The sequence below is a fragment of the Pontibacter mangrovi genome (assembly GCF_006385705.1).
Classification (GTDB): Bacteria; Bacteroidota; Bacteroidia; order Cytophagales; family Hymenobacteraceae; genus Pontibacter; species Pontibacter mangrovi.
The window spans coordinates 1-20,046 of the sequence record NZ_VFRQ01000014.1; the positions used below are offsets into that span (position 1 = coordinate 1).

Annotated in this window: 24 protein-coding genes and 1 tRNA gene; 1 reads left to right on the plus strand and 24 read right to left on the minus strand. The window is 48.6% G+C overall.

What is annotated here, in order from left to right; translation table 11 throughout:
* Positions 1–105: 105 nt before the first annotated feature.
* From FJM65_RS18575 to FJM65_RS18660, 19 genes are all read right to left on the minus strand, one after another.
* The gene (locus FJM65_RS18575) at positions 106–672 is read right to left on the minus strand and encodes a hypothetical protein (RefSeq protein ID WP_140623530.1); all 567 of its coding nucleotides are present in this window, start codon (positions 670–672) and stop codon (positions 106–108) included.
* An 80-nt stretch (positions 673–752) separates the two neighbouring features.
* On the minus strand, positions 753–1,559 hold the full coding sequence (locus FJM65_RS18580; protein ID WP_140623532.1) for an alpha/beta hydrolase family protein: 807 nt from the start codon (positions 1,557–1,559) through the stop codon (positions 753–755).
* Positions 1,560–1,607: 48 nt separating this feature from the next.
* Positions 1,608–2,072 carry a hypothetical protein gene (locus tag FJM65_RS18585; protein WP_140623534.1) on the minus strand — a complete coding sequence of 155 codons (465 nt, stop codon included), beginning with the start codon at positions 2,070–2,072 and terminating at the stop codon, positions 1,608–1,610.
* A gap of 167 nt (positions 2,073–2,239) precedes the next feature.
* Positions 2,240–2,677 (minus strand): hypothetical protein, encoded by a 438-nt coding sequence (locus FJM65_RS18590; RefSeq protein ID WP_140623536.1) that lies wholly within the window; start codon positions 2,675–2,677, stop codon positions 2,240–2,242.
* A 70-nt stretch (positions 2,678–2,747) separates the two neighbouring features.
* Positions 2,748–3,449, minus strand: coding sequence for a beta propeller repeat protein (locus FJM65_RS18595; protein ID WP_140623539.1), 702 nt, complete (start codon positions 3,447–3,449; stop codon positions 2,748–2,750).
* An 85-nt stretch (positions 3,450–3,534) separates the two neighbouring features.
* Positions 3,535–3,924 (minus strand): DUF7674 family protein, encoded by a 390-nt coding sequence (locus FJM65_RS18600; RefSeq protein WP_140623541.1) that lies wholly within the window; start codon positions 3,922–3,924, stop codon positions 3,535–3,537.
* Between the two features lie 94 nt (positions 3,925–4,018).
* Entirely contained in the window at positions 4,019–4,330 is a 312-nt protein-coding gene (locus FJM65_RS18605) for a hypothetical protein (protein WP_140623543.1), read from the minus strand.
* 62 nt (positions 4,331–4,392) lie between these two features.
* Positions 4,393–5,085, minus strand: a complete 693-nt coding sequence (locus FJM65_RS18610) for a hypothetical protein (protein WP_140623545.1) — start codon at positions 5,083–5,085, stop codon at positions 4,393–4,395.
* A 164-nt stretch (positions 5,086–5,249) separates the two neighbouring features.
* Positions 5,250–5,825, minus strand: coding sequence for a tyrosine-type recombinase/integrase (locus FJM65_RS21585; protein WP_239023019.1), 576 nt, complete (start codon positions 5,823–5,825; stop codon positions 5,250–5,252).
* Between the two features lie 753 nt (positions 5,826–6,578).
* The gene (locus FJM65_RS18620) at positions 6,579–7,118 is read right to left on the minus strand and encodes an Arm DNA-binding domain-containing protein (RefSeq protein ID WP_140623547.1); all 540 of its coding nucleotides are present in this window, start codon (positions 7,116–7,118) and stop codon (positions 6,579–6,581) included.
* A gap of 251 nt (positions 7,119–7,369) precedes the next feature.
* Positions 7,370–7,457, minus strand: a tRNA-Ser gene (locus FJM65_RS21390).
* Positions 7,458–7,519: 62 nt separating this feature from the next.
* Positions 7,520–8,590, minus strand: coding sequence for an asparaginase (locus tag FJM65_RS18625; RefSeq protein ID WP_140623549.1), 1,071 nt, complete (start codon positions 8,588–8,590; stop codon positions 7,520–7,522).
* Between the two features lies 1 nt (position 8,591).
* On the minus strand, positions 8,592–9,359 hold the full coding sequence (locus FJM65_RS18630) for a TatD family hydrolase (protein ID WP_140623551.1): 768 nt from the start codon (positions 9,357–9,359) through the stop codon (positions 8,592–8,594).
* Positions 9,360–9,669: 310 nt separating this feature from the next.
* Entirely contained in the window at positions 9,670–10,761 is a 1,092-nt protein-coding gene (locus FJM65_RS18635) for a glycosyltransferase (protein WP_140623554.1), read from the minus strand.
* Entirely contained in the window at positions 10,758–11,387 is a 630-nt protein-coding gene (locus FJM65_RS18640; protein ID WP_219856006.1) for a polysaccharide deacetylase family protein, read from the minus strand. Before FJM65_RS18640 ends, FJM65_RS18635 begins: the two co-directional genes overlap by 4 nt.
* Before the next feature lie 106 nt (positions 11,388–11,493).
* On the minus strand, positions 11,494–12,717 hold the full coding sequence (locus FJM65_RS18645; RefSeq protein ID WP_140623557.1) for a PP2C family protein-serine/threonine phosphatase: 1,224 nt from the start codon (positions 12,715–12,717) through the stop codon (positions 11,494–11,496).
* 520 nt (positions 12,718–13,237) lie between these two features.
* Positions 13,238–13,495, minus strand: a complete 258-nt coding sequence (locus FJM65_RS18650; protein ID WP_140623559.1) for a hypothetical protein — start codon at positions 13,493–13,495, stop codon at positions 13,238–13,240.
* Complete coding sequence (locus FJM65_RS18655; RefSeq protein WP_239023020.1) at positions 13,476–14,498, minus strand: glycosyltransferase; 1,023 nt, start codon at positions 14,496–14,498, stop codon at positions 13,476–13,478. Before FJM65_RS18655 ends, FJM65_RS18650 begins: the two co-directional genes overlap by 20 nt.
* 122 nt (positions 14,499–14,620) lie before the next feature.
* The gene (locus FJM65_RS18660) at positions 14,621–15,580 is read right to left on the minus strand and encodes a lysylphosphatidylglycerol synthase domain-containing protein (protein ID WP_239023021.1); all 960 of its coding nucleotides are present in this window, start codon (positions 15,578–15,580) and stop codon (positions 14,621–14,623) included.
* A 54-nt stretch (positions 15,581–15,634) separates the two neighbouring features.
* On the opposite strand from FJM65_RS18660, the gene ruvC reads away from it, so the two are divergent.
* On the plus strand, positions 15,635–16,207 hold the full coding sequence (ruvC, locus tag FJM65_RS18665) for a crossover junction endodeoxyribonuclease RuvC (RefSeq protein ID WP_140623565.1): 573 nt from the start codon (positions 15,635–15,637) through the stop codon (positions 16,205–16,207).
* A 560-nt stretch (positions 16,208–16,767) separates the two neighbouring features.
* Here ruvC and FJM65_RS18670 read toward each other — a convergent pair.
* The 5 genes from FJM65_RS18670 to FJM65_RS18690 form a co-directional block, all read right to left on the minus strand.
* Positions 16,768–17,169 carry an HIT family protein gene (locus FJM65_RS18670; protein ID WP_140623567.1) on the minus strand — a complete coding sequence of 134 codons (402 nt, stop codon included), beginning with the start codon at positions 17,167–17,169 and terminating at the stop codon, positions 16,768–16,770.
* A 3-nt stretch (positions 17,170–17,172) separates the two neighbouring features.
* Complete coding sequence (gene greA / locus FJM65_RS18675) at positions 17,173–17,646, minus strand: transcription elongation factor GreA (protein WP_140623569.1); 474 nt, start codon at positions 17,644–17,646, stop codon at positions 17,173–17,175.
* A 303-nt stretch (positions 17,647–17,949) separates the two neighbouring features.
* Positions 17,950–18,900, minus strand: a complete 951-nt coding sequence (locus tag FJM65_RS18680; protein WP_140623571.1) for an NAD(P)-dependent oxidoreductase — start codon at positions 18,898–18,900, stop codon at positions 17,950–17,952.
* A 13-nt stretch (positions 18,901–18,913) separates the two neighbouring features.
* Positions 18,914–19,444: a hypothetical protein gene (locus FJM65_RS18685; RefSeq protein WP_140623573.1), complete on the minus strand. Its 531-nt coding sequence runs from the start codon at positions 19,442–19,444 to the stop codon at positions 18,914–18,916.
* 63 nt (positions 19,445–19,507) lie between these two features.
* Positions 19,508–20,002 carry a hypothetical protein gene (locus FJM65_RS18690; RefSeq protein WP_140623575.1) on the minus strand — a complete coding sequence of 165 codons (495 nt, stop codon included), beginning with the start codon at positions 20,000–20,002 and terminating at the stop codon, positions 19,508–19,510.
* Positions 20,003–20,046 lie beyond the last annotated feature (44 nt).

Consider the following 20,046-nt stretch of genomic DNA (forward strand, 5'->3'; position numbering starts at 1 on the left):
CTTTTGCCATTGTTAAATCCGGTATTCCGTATCAGGCTGAGTTCTCTAAAACTTCTCCTCAATTCGCTTGACTTTTAACAGAGTTCATGTTGGCACAATTGTTTTTTAAGCGACAGGAGCAAGTATCTTTTCTGGCACCACCCATTTCCCCTTCACTTTTGTTATTCTTAGCGTCCCACCATCAGACGCCATGTCTCCAGACCACTTTCTGTAGTAAAGTATATCTTCGGTAAATTTTGAATTAAAGAGAACTCTCGATAGCGTGAACCATTTATACATACACTCTTCACCTTCTTGCAGGTCCAAGCGGATGGGCTGCTGTAGCTTCTCTTCTGCCGCAGGGGTAAATCTATACTTGGGGAAATCTTCTAACCTTGTAATATAGTGCGGTCGCTCTTCTAACGCTACTGTGACGAACTCTTCTAAAGGCTCTTCCTCCTTTCCGCTGTTATCTATAGCCTCCAAATTCTTATAAAGAAAGAAGACAGCCTGCTCAGCATTTTGCTCCCTTAACTTTTTATAGTAGAATGTAGTGTCCGCAATTTCATTAAACACATCATTGTAAGCCCTTAATTCTTCCTGATAATACTTATCAGATTCTACAAGAGATTCTTCTTCTGTACATCCAACCAAAGTTAGCATGACTAAAACTGCTGCAATTATCTGTTTCATTCATCTATTACATTTTTGCCAACGTACTTGGCCATAAGGCGGCGTAGCTGGCTTATGGGTGTGGTTACCTTTTAGTGCTTTTACCTGTGGGTGAATCTTAGTAATTCTTTCACATACATGTCTCCAAAGCTATCTTTGGTCATTGCCATAAAGCCTTCGGTGTGGTTGCCGCTATGTTTCAAAGTTTCTCTGTTACTCCTTTGCTGAGCAATTTTCTCGCTTTCTTCTACTGTCGTAAACTCGTCTTTCTCACCTGACACAAGGAGCATGTCGCACTTTATTCTTTTCAATTGCGAGGTATAGTTGCCAGCGACTTTTGGCAAGACAATATCTCTATCCTTTAACACCTTTATCTTTGCCACATAGGCAGGAGGGTCATAAACATACCCTTCTCCTATCAGGAAGTCCGCTTTCTCATGTTGCAGGGCAAGGGTAGCAACGATAGTGCCCATAGAGAATGCCAGCACACCAGTTCTGTTTCCCTTGATGTTTTTTTTCGTCCACCCCAACACAGACTGAAGGTCAGTGGCAAACTCATTGTAGTAGAGGTTAAGCGGGTTAATTTCAAAATCTGAGCTTTTCCCAAAGCCCCTATAGTCGTAGGCAATCACAGTGAAACCATTATCTGATAGAGCTTTGATATGGTAGAGCCAATAGGACATGTTGCCGCTGTCAGCATAAGTCAGCACCAAGGTTGTCTTTTTGTCTTTCCCCGCAGCTGGCTTAATTACCCAAGTATTGATTAAATACCCATCCGCAGTTTTTATCACCTGCTGTTCATAGTTCATCCCTAAGCTGTCTGGCGTGGCTACATATTCCCTAACTGGTTTTATTGCATAACAGTCGAGGGAAAACAGCAAGACAAAAACTAAAAGTATGTTTTTCATTTTATGGTTGGTATTAAAGGTAACGTACTGGCCTAAACTGTGGCGTAGCTAAAGTTTAGGTGTTGTTCTGTGAAGTTTTGCTTCATTTACTAACTCAGTTAATTTCTCTAATTCTGTTTTATCTGCTATAGGCCAGTTCTGCGAAACATATTGATTATCAGCAAATTTTTTAATCGCACGATAAACTGGCGAAATCAGAGATTCGAAACTTCCGTTTGTTTTAAATACTATTTCCCTGTCAGAGTTTTCTGACTTCGCAAAAGATATGTTCAATGTGTACTCGCCACTAAATTTTTCAAATTCAAAATAGTAACCTTCAGGCTCTAAATGCCACCACACTTCTGCTTTTATTCCTTGGATTACACTTCTCAAAGATGAAATCAATTGGTCTATCGGATTTGCGGGAACGCCAGAAGCATTAAATTCTAACCTGAAACTATTGAAAGCTATTTTAACAGGTAGCCAACCATGTTCTGGTATACCAAATTCTATACTTAACTTTTCATTTTTCATACTTCAAATTACACAGAACGGTTTGCATATGGCTTGTGGCGGTTTCGAAGCACTTTCTAGTCCACCGAAACCAAAGCTTGCTACGGAGCGGAAACCTTGCTGGTAGCCGTCAACCCGCCATAAGCTATATGCTTTGTTGTGGGTAGTGTTTTTTATTTTTTCTTCTGTCATAAATAGTCGAAATACCGAATTTGCCAAGTAGGTATATCTTCGAATTGTCCGTCATATTCCTTGTCAAGATCGTCATAGCTTACATAAATGAAGGTGTGTCGTTCGAGAATCTCCTTGATAGTCGAAATAGTTTCGGCTGAATACTCTTCTTCAAAGTTAATTGTCGCGAGTCCACCAAAGTTGCTGATTCGAACTGAGTAACCGAGATTAGGCCTAGGTTTCAGAACTAATTCATGAGGAATTCGAATGTCACAATAGAAACTTGCATCTTGAACTTGGTTGTCGATTTTAAAAGTCAGTCCAAAGTACTGTTCGAGTTCATTTGTCATTTTAGCAACTCGGTTCACTAAGGTTTCATAGTCGAATTTTGACGGTGTTTCAAATCGATCTTGCTCGTCAAATTCTAGCAATATGTTTCTTGTCTCGGTTTTCATTTTACATTACCCACAACGGTTTTGCTATGGTGCGTTTATGCACTATAGGTAGTGTTGGGCGCTGATTTGTTTAGTATACTTTGGTCGTATCATTGCCAATGAGGAAAATTCCTTGCCTATTGTATGCCCATTTCCTTTCTTGTGAGTCAGTCACTACTGTTGTTCTTGAAGGTGGGGTGCTGCTGTTTTCTTTGCCTAGGCTCACAGAATCTATAGGTGTCCAGCTCAGCGTTGGGTTAACATCTTTTAGTTGAAACACTTTTCCTTCATAATCAACAATGCTTAGTGGCTGTTTTGGCTGTGAGTAAAAGGTCTTAGGGAAAACGTTCCTGGTGTCTAATTCAAATTTAGTCCAGCTTTTCCCTAAATTACTTGAGAGGTAAAGAAAGCAAAAGTCAGCTTCATGAATGCCCATCCAGCTCTTTAGTCCCCATAATTGCCCTGTGTTGTCAAGAGTTAGTTCGTTTATACGTCCAGGAGATTCTATTTCTTTCCATGTCTTTCCAGCATCTGTTGTCAATACCAATCCATTGTACTGTGTTGCGGCAATCAGTGTGTCCTCAGCTATTGGAAGCAAATCGTAAGTCGAAGAAGGATACATCTTTTTACCCAACTCCCATATTCGGTCCTGCTCTTCGATTCTTCTTTGTTTCCTTTCTTCACTGCCATACTCAATAAGCTTAGAACTAATCTTATCATCATCGTTTTTCTTTTCGCTACTACAGCTCAAGAAAAGCAAAGAGGCGCAAACAACTAAATAACCTACTTTCATAATTGAATTTACGCCCAACGGCCGCGTGCTTAAGATGCCGAAGCGCTAGCAAGGTAACTTAAGCATTGTGTTGTACTTCGTAGTTTTAATCTATTCCTTCCGTTTTACTGCCCCAGAACTTGTCCAGCTCTCGGCAGAACTCATAAGACTTCGGCTTTAGTCTGGATGTAAATCTGGTCAAAGTTATTTTCCTGTCTCCACTTCTGTTCGTAATATTTTCCAAGAAGAAGAATTTGATGGCATAATTTACATCGTCATTCCCTTCTGTTATCATTTGTTCAGCAAAATTCACGAGTTTTTCAATTTCTTCATCTGTGCCTTTTGCTATAACATCAAGGGCAAAATGGGAAAATTCAGCCATGTCCATTCCAAAAGGATTTTCCCTTTTCCAGAATTTAACATGTTCTTCATACTGGCTTTTGAAAGCAGGGAAGAGAGTCAGCATTGAAGTTATACTTGTTTTCTCATCTACCATACTTTCTATTAATTTCTATGAAGTACAACGGGCCGCGTACATAAAGCGAGCAAGGTGTAACCGCAGATTGGTTTATGTGCAGGGTTATGCTAAGTTATTCTTTTACAATCTTGAATGACTCTGCTTCAATCGATATAGTATCACCACTCTGCATTTCTACTTCAAGTCTGTTCCCCTTCTTTACAACTTCATTTATTGAGCAACTTCTTCCCCAAGGGCTTTTCATTGGGCATGTGAAGGAACTTACTTGTTCAGCTATAATAGAAATAGCTTCTGTTTCTGGAAAGTAAAGTTCTGCCGTTGTTATTCTTATTACTACAGATTCTTTTTTCCTGTCAATCAGAATGTCTTTTACTATTGAGTCATGCAGTTGCTCCTGTTCAATAATCAATTCTGATTCTTCCATTTATTAAAAATTTAGCATAACGTACTTGGCTAAACTGTGGCGTAGCTAAAGTTTAGGTGTGGTTAGTCTGATTTCTTTTTTATGATTTCTTGCCACTTTTTAACAGTACTTGTATACTTGTTAAAGTCAGTCCATTCGTTCCCAGAGCTGTAGTCATAGCTTTGGTAGAAAGCAGAATCATTTAGTATCCTAATTTCTATTTCTTTATTATGGATCGGTGAATATCGTCCTGAAATAAAACCTTCAATATTCTTTCCATTGACTTTGAATTTAAGCTTTATGCCTGTATCGTAAGGGTACTCAATGCGGGCACAGTAACAATGGAAAGTTTCCTTATCGCCAGGTTCTAGTTTAGAGAGTCTAAATGATTCATTATTCCTAGCTTCAACTTCAAGTTCTGTAACTGGGAGCTCTGAGTAATTTGAAAAAGCAAGTTCTACCTTGTTGGAATGTACTCTGAATGAATAGAATATTATCAAATGAAAGATAATGGTAAAGCCAAAGAGTTTAGCTGAGAACGCCCAAACAGAATTCTTCTTTATGCGCTTGACTCTTGCTAACAAAATTATTGCCCAAACTAGCAGGCTCGGCGCAACAAAAAATACAAGGGAATAAATGTATAGGTAGCCGACCCAAACCCACAAAGCAGAGATTGTTCCTTCATACCAAAATGTCTCAACTAAATAAGCAACAAGAAATGCCACGCTAATCAAGACATTCAAAGAAGCGATCGCTATAGATGCATTTCTATTCATAATTTGAATTAAGACTAACTATAGTGTATAAGGAGTTATTCCGGTTATTGGCCCTTTAGCTGGAGTGTTCGAAGCATTTTCTTTACTACATCCAGGCATGTTTTGGCAGGGTGTCGGTTTCGGTTTCATCTTCTATACATTTCAAAGCTAAATATAGAACATTCCTATAAATTATCAAGCGGACTGACGATACTTTCCAGTCCGTGGCTGGTGATGTGGGTGTAAATCTCGGTGGTCTTGCTGCTCTTGTGCCCCAGCAGCGACTGAATGTAGCGCAGGTTTGTGCCCTGCTCCAGCAAGTGCGTGGCAAAGGAGTGGCGCAGCGAGTGGGGCGTCACCTTCTTCTGCAGCCCCGCCTTTTGCACACAGCCCTTAAATACGTTGCGGATGCTGTCGGTGGTATACTGCCCGCCGTACTGCCCTTCAAACAGCCACACTTTCGGCCTGTACTCCCTGTAGTAGGCCCTCAGGCTCTCGAGCAGTTTCTGCGAGAGCAGCGTGGTGCGGTCCTTCTTGCCCTTGCCCCCGCGTATGAGCAGCAGGTTTCTCTCTGACTGCACGTCCGTGATCTTTAGGTTGATGACCTCCCCAATCCGCAGCCCACCGGCGTAGAGCAGCTGCAGCAGGCAGCGGTGCTTTAGGTTGGCGGTAGCGGAGAGAATCCGCTGCACTTCCTGCTTGCTGAGCACGGTGGGCAGCCTGTCGGCCTTCTCGGGCCGCTCCACCTGGCTCAGGTCCATGGTGTGCCGGCCCAGCGTAAAATTTCACGGCATTAATGCTCTGGTTTACGAAAGAGTAGGAGTACTGCCGGCTCTGCACCATCTGCCGGTGGTAAGCGTTGATTTCATTCACAGAAAAAGTGTTGATTGTCTCCAGTCCCTGCACGCTGTGTCCGTTAAGAAAGCGCAGCAGAAGCGAGTGGTAAGTGCGGATCGTGTTTACGGAGTAGTTAAGCAGGTACAGCTTCTCCAGGTAGGGCAGCGGGCAGGTGATATAGCCGGCCGCCTTCCTATAGGTCTGCTCCCAGAGCCTGCGCAGGATGGTCATGTCATTTACCTTCATTGTGCCCGCGAGCCACACCTGCGCCGTGCCCTGCACATCGTCTAGCAGCTGGTGCAGGTTCGTAGCATCGGTGCTTAGGGCAAAGCACCTCGGCTCCTGCAGCCACTGGCAACAGGAGCTGCATCGCAGTGTTTTATAAATCAACTCATTATAAGGGAATGAAATTTGGATGAGTGATTTGCCCTCATGCTCCAGCGGCTGCAGGCGGATGATGGGGAGCTCAGGCAGCTTGGCCAGCGGATCAGACTGCAGGCTGCCGGATGTGACCACTGCGCCCATTGCTGGGCGAATTCGTTTGGGCCTGTTTAGATAACGCGTGTCCACCATCGCCACCCCCTGAAAGTGCCTGTGCAGCAGCTCAATTGCCTCCGGCGTTTTGTGCGTCACATAACACTTATACGTCTTGCTATACTTAACCATTTCGGCGCCTTTCAATAGTTTTGTAATGCGGTGATCCGGCTTGTACCATAGGCGGATGAACTGCTTCCCCTCATGCTCGAGCGAGTTGAGGTACAGAACGGGAGCGGTATGGTAAGTCTGCTGCATGGGGTCCGATGGTATTTTTGATCAAATGTAAACCCCGCAGGCAACTCATCCCCCACCAGGGCTGCCACTTTGCTGTTGTGCTCGGAGAAGACCTCCACCAGCGTCCTGCCCTTCTCCTCTTTCCCCAGAAACTTGTTCTTGATGGCTTCCGCCGTCAGCGGCAGCCCTGCCTCCACTAGCTGGCGGTGTGCCTCGTACACCTTCGCCTGCAGGTTGTCCAGGTAAGTGTTCAAAGACTTGGCTGCTGCCTTCGTACCCTTTGCTAAACCCGCAGAGGATATCCACCTCTCTGGCTCAACAGACCGGCTTGTGGTTAATTCTGCGCGCTTGCCAGCCACCGTGACACGCAGGTAGACCGGCACGGGGCCTGTTTGGTAGTTCTTCGGTTTATTTAGGTAGAAGAGAAGACTGAAATTGATGCTCATAACAGTGACTTAAAAAGTTAAATAAATGTAGCCTTGCAGTCAACCGCAGTCAATATACGCAACCTCATTACACATTGGTAATCAATAAGTTAAACCTATATTCAGTGAGTCATTGGAGGCGTTTGAGGAACTCACCGGACAACTCACCTAAAATTCCTGAAAAGGTGTAAAATTTAAGAGCCTGGTAAAAACAAAAAAGCCTGCAAATTCTTCATTTGCAGGCTTTTAGCTGATTTTGGTATTCCTACCAGCAGAGAGCAAGGGATTCGAACCCTTGATACCCTTTTGGGGTATACACACTTTCCAGGCGTGCTCCTTCGACCACTCGGACAGCTCTCTGAATAGAGATGCAAATATACGCCAAGAAAAAGCACATCTGCAAGTATAGTTCCTGTATAGTTTTACAAACTGATCTCGCCCCGCAGGTTCTGCTGCAGCAAACTCATCCGCTCCAGATGGCTAAGTTCCTGTTGCGCCAGCACATACATCAGTTTAGAGATAGCCGCTTCAGTTGTAATGTCAACTCCTCCAATAATGCCCATGTTCAGCAGGTGCTTGCTTGTTTCGTAGCGCCCCTGGTCCACACGGCCCTCATCGCACTGCGACACATTCAGGATAAGTATGCCACGGCTTACGGCTTCCTGCAGCAGGTCCAGGAACCAGGGCACGGTAGGTGCGTTGCCCGAACCAAACGTTTCCAGCACCACCCCCTGCAGCCCGGAGGCCTGCAGTATACTTTGCACCACCTGCGGGGTGATGCCCGGAAATAGCCGGAGTATGACCACATTATCATTTAAGGCATGATGCACTTTAAAAGGCTGCTGCGGGTGCTGCAGGATATGCTCGTAGCTGTACTCAATGTCGATACCGGTTTCTGCCAGCGGCGGGTAGTTATCGGATTTAAAGGCATCGAAGTGGCTGCTCTCTACTTTTTTGGAGCGGTTGCCGCGCAGCAGCAGGTTCCGGAAATAAATGCAGACTTCGGGCACCACGCTTCTCCCGTCCTTTTTAGTGGCAGCTATCTGCAGGGCCGTGATCAGGTTTTCGCGGGCATCGGTGCGGATGCGCCCGATAGGCACCTGCGCTCCGGTAAAAATGACGGGCTTCTGCAGGTTCTCCAGCAAATAACTTACAGCAGAGGCCGAATAGGCCATGGTATCGGTGCCATGCAGCACCACAAAGCCGTCATACAGCTCGTAGTTCTCCTCAATCAAACGGGCCAGCATCAGCCAGTCCTTCACCGATACGTTAGACGAGTCGATGGCGGGCTCTATACTTAGCACCGTGAGCAGGTAATTGAACTGCCGCAGCTCCGGCACGTGCTCCGTGATCTGGGAGAAATTAAAGGGCACCAGGTGCTGCTCCTTCTCATCAAACACCATCCCCACCGTGCCGCCGGTATAGATGATCAGGATAGAGGCCTCCGGGTGGAGCGGCGCGGCGGTGTCTATGTCTACTTTTACTACCTGCATACTATAGCTTGAAAAGGTTCAGGGCGTTAGCCGTGGTTTTCTCCGCCACCTCCTCTAGCGGCTTCTGCAACAGTTCGGCCACGCGCTGCGCGATCAGGGGCAGGTATACCGGCTCGTTTCGCTTGCCACGGTGCGGGGTTGGGGCCAGGTACGGGCAATCGGTTTCCAGCACCAGGTCCTCCAGTTGCACATGCGGCAGCACCTTATCCAGGCCGCCGTTCTTAAAAGTAGCCACCCCGCCGATTCCCATCAAGAAGCCCAGTTCCTTCACCTTCTCCGCCTCCTCCACGGTGCCGCTAAAGCAATGGAAAATGCCTTTCAGGCTGCCGTCCTGGGCAGCGGAAATGATCTCGTATGTTTCGTTGAACGAGTCGCGGGTGTGCAGCACGATGGGCAGTTTATACTTTTTGGTCAGCTCCACCTGCACCTTAAGGGCTTCCTGCTGCTGTGGCAGGAAGGTTTTGTCCCAGTACAGGTCGATGCCGCACTCGCCTACCGCGGCAAAAGGCCGCTTGCCCAGCCACTCCTCCACTAGGTATAGCTCCCGCTCAAAATCCTTGTCCACTGAGGTGGGGTGCAGGCCCATCATCGGGATGCATACACCTTTGTACTTCTCCTCGGCTTCCAGCATGGGGTCGATGGAGGTATGGTCGATGTTAGGCATGTAGATCTTGCTCACTCCCTCCTGCCCCGACCGCTCCACAGCCCCGGCCCTGTTAGCATCAAACTTCTCGGAATAAATATGCGCGTGCGAATCAACTAAATTCATGTATCCGTTATCCGTTAACATTGATCAGCAATCAATGTAAGTGCTACTTCTGTTTTATACTTGCAAGGTAGGGATTTGAGGCTTGAAAGGCTAAATGGCTGTAATGTTAAATTGTAGGATGGCTGCAGGATTACATTGCTGGATGGCTGCATTGTTAAATTATTGGGATATTCATCCCTTGCCTCTACAGATTGGGGTTGCTCACTTTTTCTACCTTCTAATTTTTAACTTCTAACCTTCTAACTAAAAAGACGCAACGTATTGCGTCTCAACAACTCCCAAACTCTTTAACTCTCTAACTCCTAAACTCCTAATACTTTCTCCCTTTCCATCGGATCTTGAGCGGCAGGAAGAAATAGACGATGAGGATAACGGACGAGATAACCAGGTATAGCTCAAAGAAAAAGTACATGTACCAGCGGGCGCTGCGGCCGAGGCGACGGAGGCAGAGGTGCAGGTACAGGCTCTGCAGCAGCAGCTTAAAAGCGAAGATAGCCACCGCCACGCTCACCGAAGTATAGGCGAAGAATGGCAGCAGCACCGGGTAGTAAGCCGAGTGCAGTATAAAAATAACGGCCATGTAGAGCGGCAGGTGCATGGAGCCGCGCATCCAGCGGCGGCGCTGCTGCAGGTAGTCGTAAAACGTGGGGGCCGGTGTGGAGAGCGCCAGCACATGCGGATTGTAGATGTTCCGGAAACCCCAGCCGCGCTTCAGTACCTCGTTAAAAATGGCGATATCCTCCGTGATCGAGAAGTTTATACTTTCGTAGCCGCCCACCTCCTCGTACGCCTGCCGCCGCAGCAGCATGTTGTTGCCCATGGTGGTTACCCGCAGCCCCAGGTCCGAGACCACCTGCATCAGCCCCAGCGCATACAGCCAGTCCATGCTTTGCAGACGGGCAAAAAAGCTGTTCCCTTCTGTCGTGGTAATGCCCGTCACCACGCCCACGCCTTCCGTCATCTCCGAAAGCATGGCCTGCGCCCACTCCTTCGGTACTTCGATATCGGCATCGGTATAGAAATAGTAATCGGAGGTGGCCAACTTAGCCAAATGTGCCAGCACGTTGGCTTTGCCTCTGGCCTTGCCTAAGGTATGGGCGATGGGGATGCAAGTATAATTGGGCTTGTCACCTATGAACTCGTCTATCACCGCGCGGGTATTGTCGGTGGAGGCATCGTCACCGATGAGCACCTCGATCTTAGCTTTGGGGTAATCCAGCGCCTCAATGGCGCGCAGGCAGCGCAGGATGGTGTGCTCCTCGTTTCGGGCGGCAATAAGGATGCTGATACGGGGCTGCTCCTGCAGTTTTAAGGTATAGCGCCTGCGGTTAAACACCTGCAGCGCCAGCAGGACCAGAAATAGGGAGAAGTAAAGTATAAAATAGGCTATCGATACGATCATAAAGTGTCGAAGGTATAGCCCAGGCTGGTTAAATGCGCTACATAACGCGGCAGGGCGTACATCAGGTTCTGTTTGGCCTTCAGGCTGTCGTGGAATACGATGATGCTGCCACTTTGGGTACTTTTTATACTTTGGCGCAGGCACGCTTCCGGCGAAAGGTTTTGGTCGTAGTCGTTGGTGAGCACATCCCACATCACCAGTTCATACTCCTCGCGCAGCTTCTGCGCCTGTTTGCCGGTTATGCGCCCGTAGGGTGGCCGAAACAGCTTAGGGGCATGAGGCTGCAGCTTCTCCACCTCCTGCTGGCACATTTTGGTGTTTTCCAGGTACTGCTGCAGCGGCGTTTGCCAGCCTTTGAGGTGGTTGTAGGTATGGTTTGCCAGCCGGTGCCCCTGGGCCAGCACCTGCCGCGCCACCTCCGGGTGTTTGGCCACGTTATCGCCCACACAAAAAAAAGTAGCCTTGGCGTTATACTTCTCCAGCACCTCCAGCACCCAGGGCGTCACCTCCGGAATCGGGCCGTCGTCAAAGGTCAGGTACAGTACCTTGCCCTGCACCTCGCGGTGCCAGGTATAACCAGGCATCAGCTTCTTCAGCAACCAGGGCGTTTTGTAGAGGCGGAGCAATTTAATTGTTGAAGGTTAAATTGTTTAATTGTTGAATGTGAGAACCCAAGTATACTCTGCGCATGACATCCAACAATTTAGCAATACAGCAATTTAACAATTTTCACTACTTAAACCGGCAGGAAAGCAGGGTGATGTCGTCGTTAAAATTGGCTTCCTCGTTGTAGAGGTTAATCTCGCGGAGCAGCTGCAGGTGCAGCATCTTTGAGCTCAGGTAGCGGTTCCGCTGCAGGAAGTCGATCGTGCCCTCAATGCCAAACTCTGCCTCATCTTCGTCAAAAACCTCGGTTAAACCGTCGGTGTAGGCCAGCACGATGGATTTCTCCGGCACATATACTTTGCCCACGTTCATAAACGGCAGCACGTCAAACACGCCCAGCATGGTGCAGCCGTCGTTCAGGAGCGTGTGCGTGTTATCCTCATATAGCAAAATAGGCGCATTGTGGCCGGCATTTACATAGCTCAGCTCACGGGTGCTCCTGTTATAGATGGCCACAAAGGTGGTAATGAACTTCTCGGCGATGGCGTTGCGGTAGATCAGGTTGTTGAGCTCCGACACCACCGTATTCAGGTCGGCGTTCTGGCGCAACATGGTACGCAGGCCCGCCTGAAAGTTAGACATCAGCAACGAAGCCGGCACGCCCTTACCCGACACATCGGCCACGCAAAACAGGAAATTGTCTGCATCAATTTCTATGAAATCGTAGTAGTCGCCGCCGATGGAAGAGTGCGGAATGTAGCTGGCATGTATGGTTACATCCTTATCGTTGGGCAGGCTCTTCGGGAAGAGCATCGACTGTACCTCGCGGGCAATCTCTATCTCTCTTCTGATCGATTCCTGTGCCAGTCGCTGCCTGGCCATGCGGTGGTTCTCGATGGCCACAAGCATGATATTACTGATCGTCTGCAGGAAGTTCAGGGCATCGAGGTTGCTGGAGTACTTGTCTATTTTACCGACAAGTATAAAGGCCAGCACCTTGCCATTGTGCAAAATCGGGATCACGATATCGAAGCAGCGCCACTTCTTCTCCACGCTCAACTTCGACATTTTAGTAATCTCCTTCACCTCCAGTATCTCATCCGGCAGCGGCACTTTGGTAAAGTCCTGGTCGGTGCCGGCGCATACTTTGCACTGCCATTCCTCGTCATGCACGTAAAGGGTCAGGCGGGCAATTTTCAGCTGGGCAAGCAGGGTAAATCTGTAGATCTTGTACAGTGCTGACTCCGGCAGGTTAGCGTTGATTGCCTGCGTAATTTCCAGCAATGCCGCTAGCTCCAGCTTCTTCAGGTTAAGCTCCTGCTGTTGGTTCTGTACAGATATTTCGGACATTAAAATTCGATGTTAAGGTATCGGGTAATTTGTAACCGATCATTTTTAGGCGGACTCGGTGCTCCCGCTTTTCTCAGCTCGGGACTTTGTAGACAAAAGTATAAAAAAATGCCTTTCCATAGCAGCGAAAGGCTTAAAACCTTCACCCGCCATGTTTAAAAAGCACCTTTTGGCAATCGCCGTTGCCGAGCCTTATACAGCCGGTTACAGCACAGGCAATATTGCCCTTTACGTGCTCCAGACGCGCCTCGTTTGAGAGCCTTGCAAGTTTTAAGTGTACTTATCCGCCATATTTAATTTACCTACAGAAAACGGCGTTTCCATCCATTAAATTAAGCAAATACATACTTTATAATCAAGTCTATAGGTATATACTTACTAACTTATTATTAAACAATACACCCCTAACCATCTCATCAAAATAGCTTTATCACAAAATATGTTTCACGCTTATAAAATCCTGCGCTTTCGTAAATGCCCGGCAGGTGCGTCGAAAAAGAAGCTATTTGCTTCAAAATGCTCAAATAGAGTTATGCACCACCAAACCCGCCTTGGTAGCCAGGAAGAAATACTGCTGGCAGTGCTGGCCAAAGGTGTCCTCGTTGTAAGGGTGCTCCGTATCCGGGTCAGGATAAAGGATTTTAATATAACCTTTTCTTATAAGAAACTGTAAGGCAGCGCAAAGCTCCTCATCACTTAAAGAAAGAGTACTTCGCAGGTCAGGGTACGAGGTGACGAAGTATAGCTCGTCCAGGATGTCAAATTCGTTGTCGCTCATAGGTTTTAATTGTTCGGCCCTTCCAGCTGTAGCGCCCCCACAGGCCTAAAAACGCAGTAAGAACCACGTAAGGGATGTATACGAACTGCAGCGGGAGTATGTACCACAGGTATTTCTGCGCCCGCAAAAAGCCGGTTATTTCCTTTAAAAATAGATAATCTACTGCAAATTTGGTAGTGTATGCGGTCAAAAACACCCACCACGGCAAGGCTCCGGCCAGCAGCATGAACAGCGCCGCGAAAAGAAGCAGGTTCACCAGGAAAACACACAGCGCCACCAGCTGCACCTGTACGCTTTGGTAGGATTTCCACTTGCTGGCCCACCTCACCCGCTGCATTACAAATTGAATCAGCGACTTAGACGCATCCGTATAAACCACTGCTTCAGTATTTTTTAAAAATCTTACCCGCCCCGGAAAGGCTTTATCCACCTTATGGAGCAGGAACTCATCGTCGCCGCTGGCTATGTGCTCGTTGCCGGAAAAGCCTTGCATCTGCTCAAAAACATACTTGGTATACGCCAGGTTGGCGCCATTGCACATATTCGGCTGCCCCAAGGCAATTGAAGCTCCCCCGATACCGATCAGGCTGGCAAACTCCAGCAATTGCATCCGCTCAAAATGCGATGGGCTATGGTGGAACGAGACAGGCCCACTGATGAAGTAGGGCGCCTCAGTTTCGTAGAGGTGGGCGTAGCTGCGGAGCCACTCAGGTCCTACCCTGCAGTCGCCATCGGTAAAGACCAGCAGCTCTCCTGCCGCCTGCTCTACCCCCACTTGCACGGCTGCTTTCTTGCCACTCTTTTTAACATAATTACTCAACTGAAGGCATCTTATCTCTAACCTGGAGGAGTTCTGGAATCGCTCTGCCAAAGCAGCAGTATTGTCATCGGAATGGTCGTCCACTACCAGCACCTCCAGCAGCTCGGCTGGGTAGTCCTGCCGCTCCAGGTCCTGCAGCAGGTGCAGGATATTAGCCGCCTCATTGCGCACAGGTATGATCACGGAGATCCTGGTTCGGGGTACAAAAGCAGCGGGCAAGGCTGCATGCGGCATCCGCCGCCAGGCCAGCCACCTCCTTAAAATAATCCAACTATACCAGAGAAGCGAAAGGAAGAGCATCCACCTCATGCCACCACTCCTTTCCTAGCCAACCGCAGGCGCAGCACAAAGTATAAACCCACTACGCTGGGTGCTGCGATGTTGAGCAGCCAAAGGCTGAGGCTGGCACTGAGCACCTGCAGCCTCGCCTGCCCCAGCAACCCGAACAGGTACATGGCCGACAGTTCCCGCACCCCCAGGTCCGACAGCAGGCTTACCGACGGCACCACCGACTTAAGGAAGAAAGTGCCAGACACGCCGCTTACGTATTGCAGCGGACTGAGGCGCACCCCGTAAAGTATGAGCAGAAATATGAATTGCATCAGGAACACGGCATAACGGGCCAGTGAGAGCCACAGCAGCCGCGACATCTCAGGGGAAGTATAAGTTCCCATGATGGACAGGTAAGGCACGAAGTGGCGCAGCGGCTTTATGGCAGCCACCGCCACCACCATGGCTTTTGCGTTGTAGAGCAACAGCAGCATGGCCGTGCATAGCGCCAGCAGCAGTATAAACAGGCTCAGCGACACGCCCGGGTAGCGCTGCCAGCCGAAAGCAAGTATAAAGTATAGCAAACCCGCCGAACCTACCAGCACCGTGGCCACCAGTTGGCAGAACCGGCCGATGAAGATCGCCCCGATCGCCTCCAGCCGCTGCCGGCTCTTGAGCTCCAGCACCCGTCCGGCATAATCGCCGAGGCGGTTGGGGGTGATAAAGCCGAGCGAAAGCCCGACCATCACGGCGCGGTAAGCCTGCCAGAACGACATCGGCTCCAGCTTCTGTCCCAGCAGTTGCCACTTTTTGGCTTCGAAGCCCCAGTTTACGGGTATGAGTATGGCTGTAAGCAGAAGCAGGTACCGGAGCGGACTTTGCCCCGCCTGCCTCAGAATTCCGCCCCAGCTCAGGAAGGTATCGGGTGCCGTGAAGACGGCCTGGTAAAACAGGAACAGTGTCAGGCCCACGACCAGCAGTTTTGCCAGCGCCAAAAGGATTTTTTTATGCCGCTTGATGTTCAAGATATTGTCTTAATTTTGCACCCTATGGCTTACTCTACTGCACTCCCACCCAACAAACTCATTCTTGGCATCGACCCCGGCACGCAAGTGATGGGCTATGGCCTGATTGAAGTTACTGGCTCGAAGGTGCAGGTATTGCAGTTTGGTGTTATCCACCTAAAGAGCTACAGCAACCACGCCATCAAGTTAAAGAAAATCTTTGACAGGATGATACAGCTCATTGATGAGTACCTTCCCGACGAGCTGGCCATCGAGTCTCCTTTCTACGGCACCAACGTGCAAAGTATGCTCAAACTGGGTCGTGCGCAGGGTGTGGCCATCGCCGCCGCCCTCTCCCGCGACATACCATACGTAGAGTATGCCCCTAAGAAGATAAAGCAGTCCATTACCGGCAACGGAAACGCCTCCAAAGAGCAGGTAGCGGCCATGCTGATGCAGATCCTGAAGATCCAGGAAGTACCCAAGCTGCTGGATGCCACCGACGCGCTGGGCGTGGCGCTCTGCCACCACTACCAAAAAGGAAACAACGCCAAGCAGGGCGGTAAGTCGTGGAAGAGCTTTCTGGCGGATAACCCGGACAGGTTGGCGGGGAAGTAGGAGTTAACTCTTTTTATAAGTTCTTTCTTGTGCAAGCGGGTGCCTGTGCATTTGCCTCTCACCTGGCGCAAGCATCCGCTTGTGCCCTACCATGGTATCGAGTTGGTAACTAGACTGGCTCGCGGAGCCATACTTATACTTTGGCTATACTTGTATACTTCTCTGACGCCCCGAAGGCTTTCGGGGTGCCTCTATACCTTAGCCACGGCTTTCAGTAATTTGAAACAAGCTATTCTTTCTAGCTGCCGTTCATCCTGAGTCTTACATGCCTAAAGTTGCATTTCATACTTTGGTGCGCTCCAAGCCCGCGAGGGCTCGTCCTGGGGGTAGGGGCCCTCGATAAGGGCATCGCGCTGTGTTCCCTCCTGCCGGGGGTAGGGGTGGGTTAATCGTCTTCAGAAATCCCCTCCCAAGCTAAATCACAGATCCCGAACCTGTTTCGGAAAAGCGGTAGGGGTGGTCAGACCCGGTACAGCTATATCACCGCCAGAACCAGCAAAAACAAAAGAGCCGATACTGCTATAGTACCGGCTCTTATAAATTTCTTTCTCCAGATGTTGCTATGAAGCGTTATAGGCGCTTCTTATTTTTTCGGCTACTTCTTCGAACACTTCTTTGCTAAACTGCTTTTTGTTTGCAAAGTTCATATCCTGCATGCTGTTGAGCGGTATAAGGTGCACATGGGCGTGCGGCACCTCCAGACCAACCACGGCAACCCCGACGCGTTTGCATGAAACAGCTTTCTCTACGGCTGCGGCCACTTTTTTGGCGAATGCCATCAGGCCCAGGTACAGTTCATCGTCCAGGTCAAAGATATAGTCGATCTGTTGCTTCGGTATTACCAGCGTATGGCCCTTGGCTGTCGGGAACACGTCCAGAAAGGCTAGAAAACGATCATCTTCCGCCACTTTGTAGGCAGGTATATCTCCGTTTACGATCTTGGTGAATATCGAAGCTTCCATACTTTATCGGCTAATTTCTAAAATCTCGAACTCTATTTTACCGGCAGGCACCGTGATCTCGGCCTTATCACCTACAGATTTGCCCAGCAGGCCTTTGCCTATCGGCGACTTCACGGAGATCTTGCCTGAAGCCAGGTCTGCCTCTTCCTCAGCCACCAGAGTATAGTCAACGACCATGTTGTTCTTCAGGTTCTTGATCTTCACTTTAGACAGGATCAGCGCCTTGCTTGTGTCCAGGTTAGACTCGTCGATGAGGCGGGCGTTCCCTACAACTTCCTCTAGCTTGGCTATTTTTAGCTCCAGGTGTCCCTGTGCGTCCTTTGCGGCGTCATACTCGGCGTTCTCGCTCAGGTCACCTTTATCGCGAGCCTCAGCCAACTGCCGCGCCACCTCAGCACGGCCCTTCGTCTTGAGCTCCGCCAGCTCATCCTTCAGCTTTTGCAGCCCTTCAGCGGTGTAATAATTAATCTTGCTCATAGTTAGGTTTTCACGTTTTAAAACACAAAAACAAAAAGAACGGTTATGGCCTGCATAACCGTTCTTTTTGCCAAATATGTTAATTTATTTTATTCTATTGAAGTAGGGCTGCTTTATACTTTAAGCTGCCACTACGTTTAGCATAAGCCTGAATGTTGCTTTTCTATGCATGCAGGGGCTCCTCCCCGGATGCGTGTCTATGGCAAAGATAAAAATATAAATGACAATTTGCCCAATTTATTTTCAGGCCTATTTTACTACGAATTTGGCGGTAAAAGGGATAAAGCCAAAGCCACCGAAGTGCTAGCTAGCAGTCAGCAAACGTTCGATTTTCTGCACCAGCACCTCGTTAATTTTCACGTATGATTCGTGTGTCCAGCCGGCAATGTGCGGGGTCAGGATAACGTTGGGAGCTGAAGCCAGATACTCGAACTCCTGCTGCTGTTGCGCTGTGAGGATACTCAGCTTCTCGTTCTCCAGCACATCCAGGGCAGCGCCCTTTATACTTCCCGCTTTGATGTGACGCACCAGCGCCTGCTGGTCCACCACTTCGCCGCGCGAGGTGTTCAGGAACCAGAAAGGCTTGCGGAAGCTACTGAAAAAAGTATCGTCAGCAAATGAAAGGTTTTCAGGTATAAACGGAATGTGCAGGCTCACGATGTCGGCCTCGGCCTGTAACTGCTCCAGCGGCACCCGCTCCACAGGCAGGTGAATCTTTTCTGGGGCAAAGCGGTCGTAGGCCAGCAAGCGGCAGCCAAAACCTGTAAGCGTGCGCGCCAGGCTTTGGCCCATGTTTCCGAAGCCGATGATCCCCACCGTTTTGCCGCTGATTTCCTCGCCCCGGTTCTCTTCGCGCAGCCATACTTTCTGTTGCACCTGGCTGTGGCAGCGCGAGATGTTGCGCAGCAGCGATAGCATCAGGCCAACAGTAAACTCGCCTACTGCCTGCGCATTGCCCTCGTTCGCAGCAATAAGCACGACACCCTGCTCCCGCAGCGCCTCCTGGTCAATATTATCCACGCCGGCCCCTGCCCTGGCCACGAATTTTAGCTTGTGGGCCAGCTCCAGCGTTTCGGCCGTAATGCGCATCTTGCTGCGCACGATCAGCCCGTCAAACTCCTGCAGCGCCTCCCGCACCTCTTCTGGTTTTATACCTGGCCGATAATCTGCCTCTACGCCTATACGCTCCAGCATCGGGAAAATGCTCGGGTGGATCTCGTCGATGATCAGAACTTTTGTAACAGGAGTTGGCATGGTTGTGAGCTTGTTAGAAAATAGTTGACCGCTTGTTTTTAAAGTATGTTTCCATGCTGATGCCCGAGACAACTAAAGCATCCAGCACTGCCCTTAACTGTTTTTGATGCTCGGCAGATTTCAGATAAAAAGAAAACTTATAAGTTTCGTTCTGATAGGTAAAAGCTATAAAGTTGTCCACTCCCCTTTCTTCTGACACAGCATAGGTAGATACTTTTTTCATGCCGTCGTAGTCTTTCACATTCACTACAAGCCCTTCTATCTCACCGAAGCTATACAGCTTGCCTCTGGCCCTTATACCTTCCTTCTCGAGGTTCAGAAACCGGCCAAGCGATCCGTAGCGCTTCTGCTTTCCGCTATCGAGGTAGTACCGCTGGAATATACTTAGTGCGGCAGCCGGGAGCATAAGTATAAGCGCGTACCAATCCTCGGGCCACAGCTGCTGCAAAATCAAACCGCAAAGTAGAAGTATGATGAAATACGGTGTCAGATCAGGCTTCTCGCCGCGTTTTATAAACTCCCGCGTCTGAAATAAAGCTTCCATGTTTTCTACCGGAATGGTGCAGGCTTTGGCAAGGCGTCAGTTGAAGCTTAAGGCTGCATTGGGTTATGGCATTTGATCATTATACTCTTTGTAGAGTTTTACTCCTTCAGGCTTTCCCTGCCAGACTTCTATCCTGTAGTAATCGTCACCTTCATCTTCGCTATCTACACTGTCTAAGTTTATCGAATATACTCGAACTCTGTAATTACCTGGTTTAACTATTTTCTCAAATTTAACGGCACCCGTAGGACAGTCTATAATCTGAAGTACGCCTGACCTTACTTCAAGGTCTCCTTCAACTACATGATCATACTTAGCAAAGTCGTTAACATTTGGTGAGATGTTAAGAAATTCTATTTCTCCTTCTACAGGTCCATAGCACTCGGTGCCTACACCCAATACTCCATCTTCAACAGCCAGCCTTCTGTTAGAGGCTGCATCAGTCCAAAAGTTTTCGCTATCTGTTGAGCCTGATGGATTCCTATCAATAATGTAAAACTGTCTATATGGAGTATAGAAATCGAGCTTGGTGATACCAAAATTATTATTCTGCTTCATCCCTACAGAAGGTTTACATGAAATCAAAACCAGGCACAGCAGAA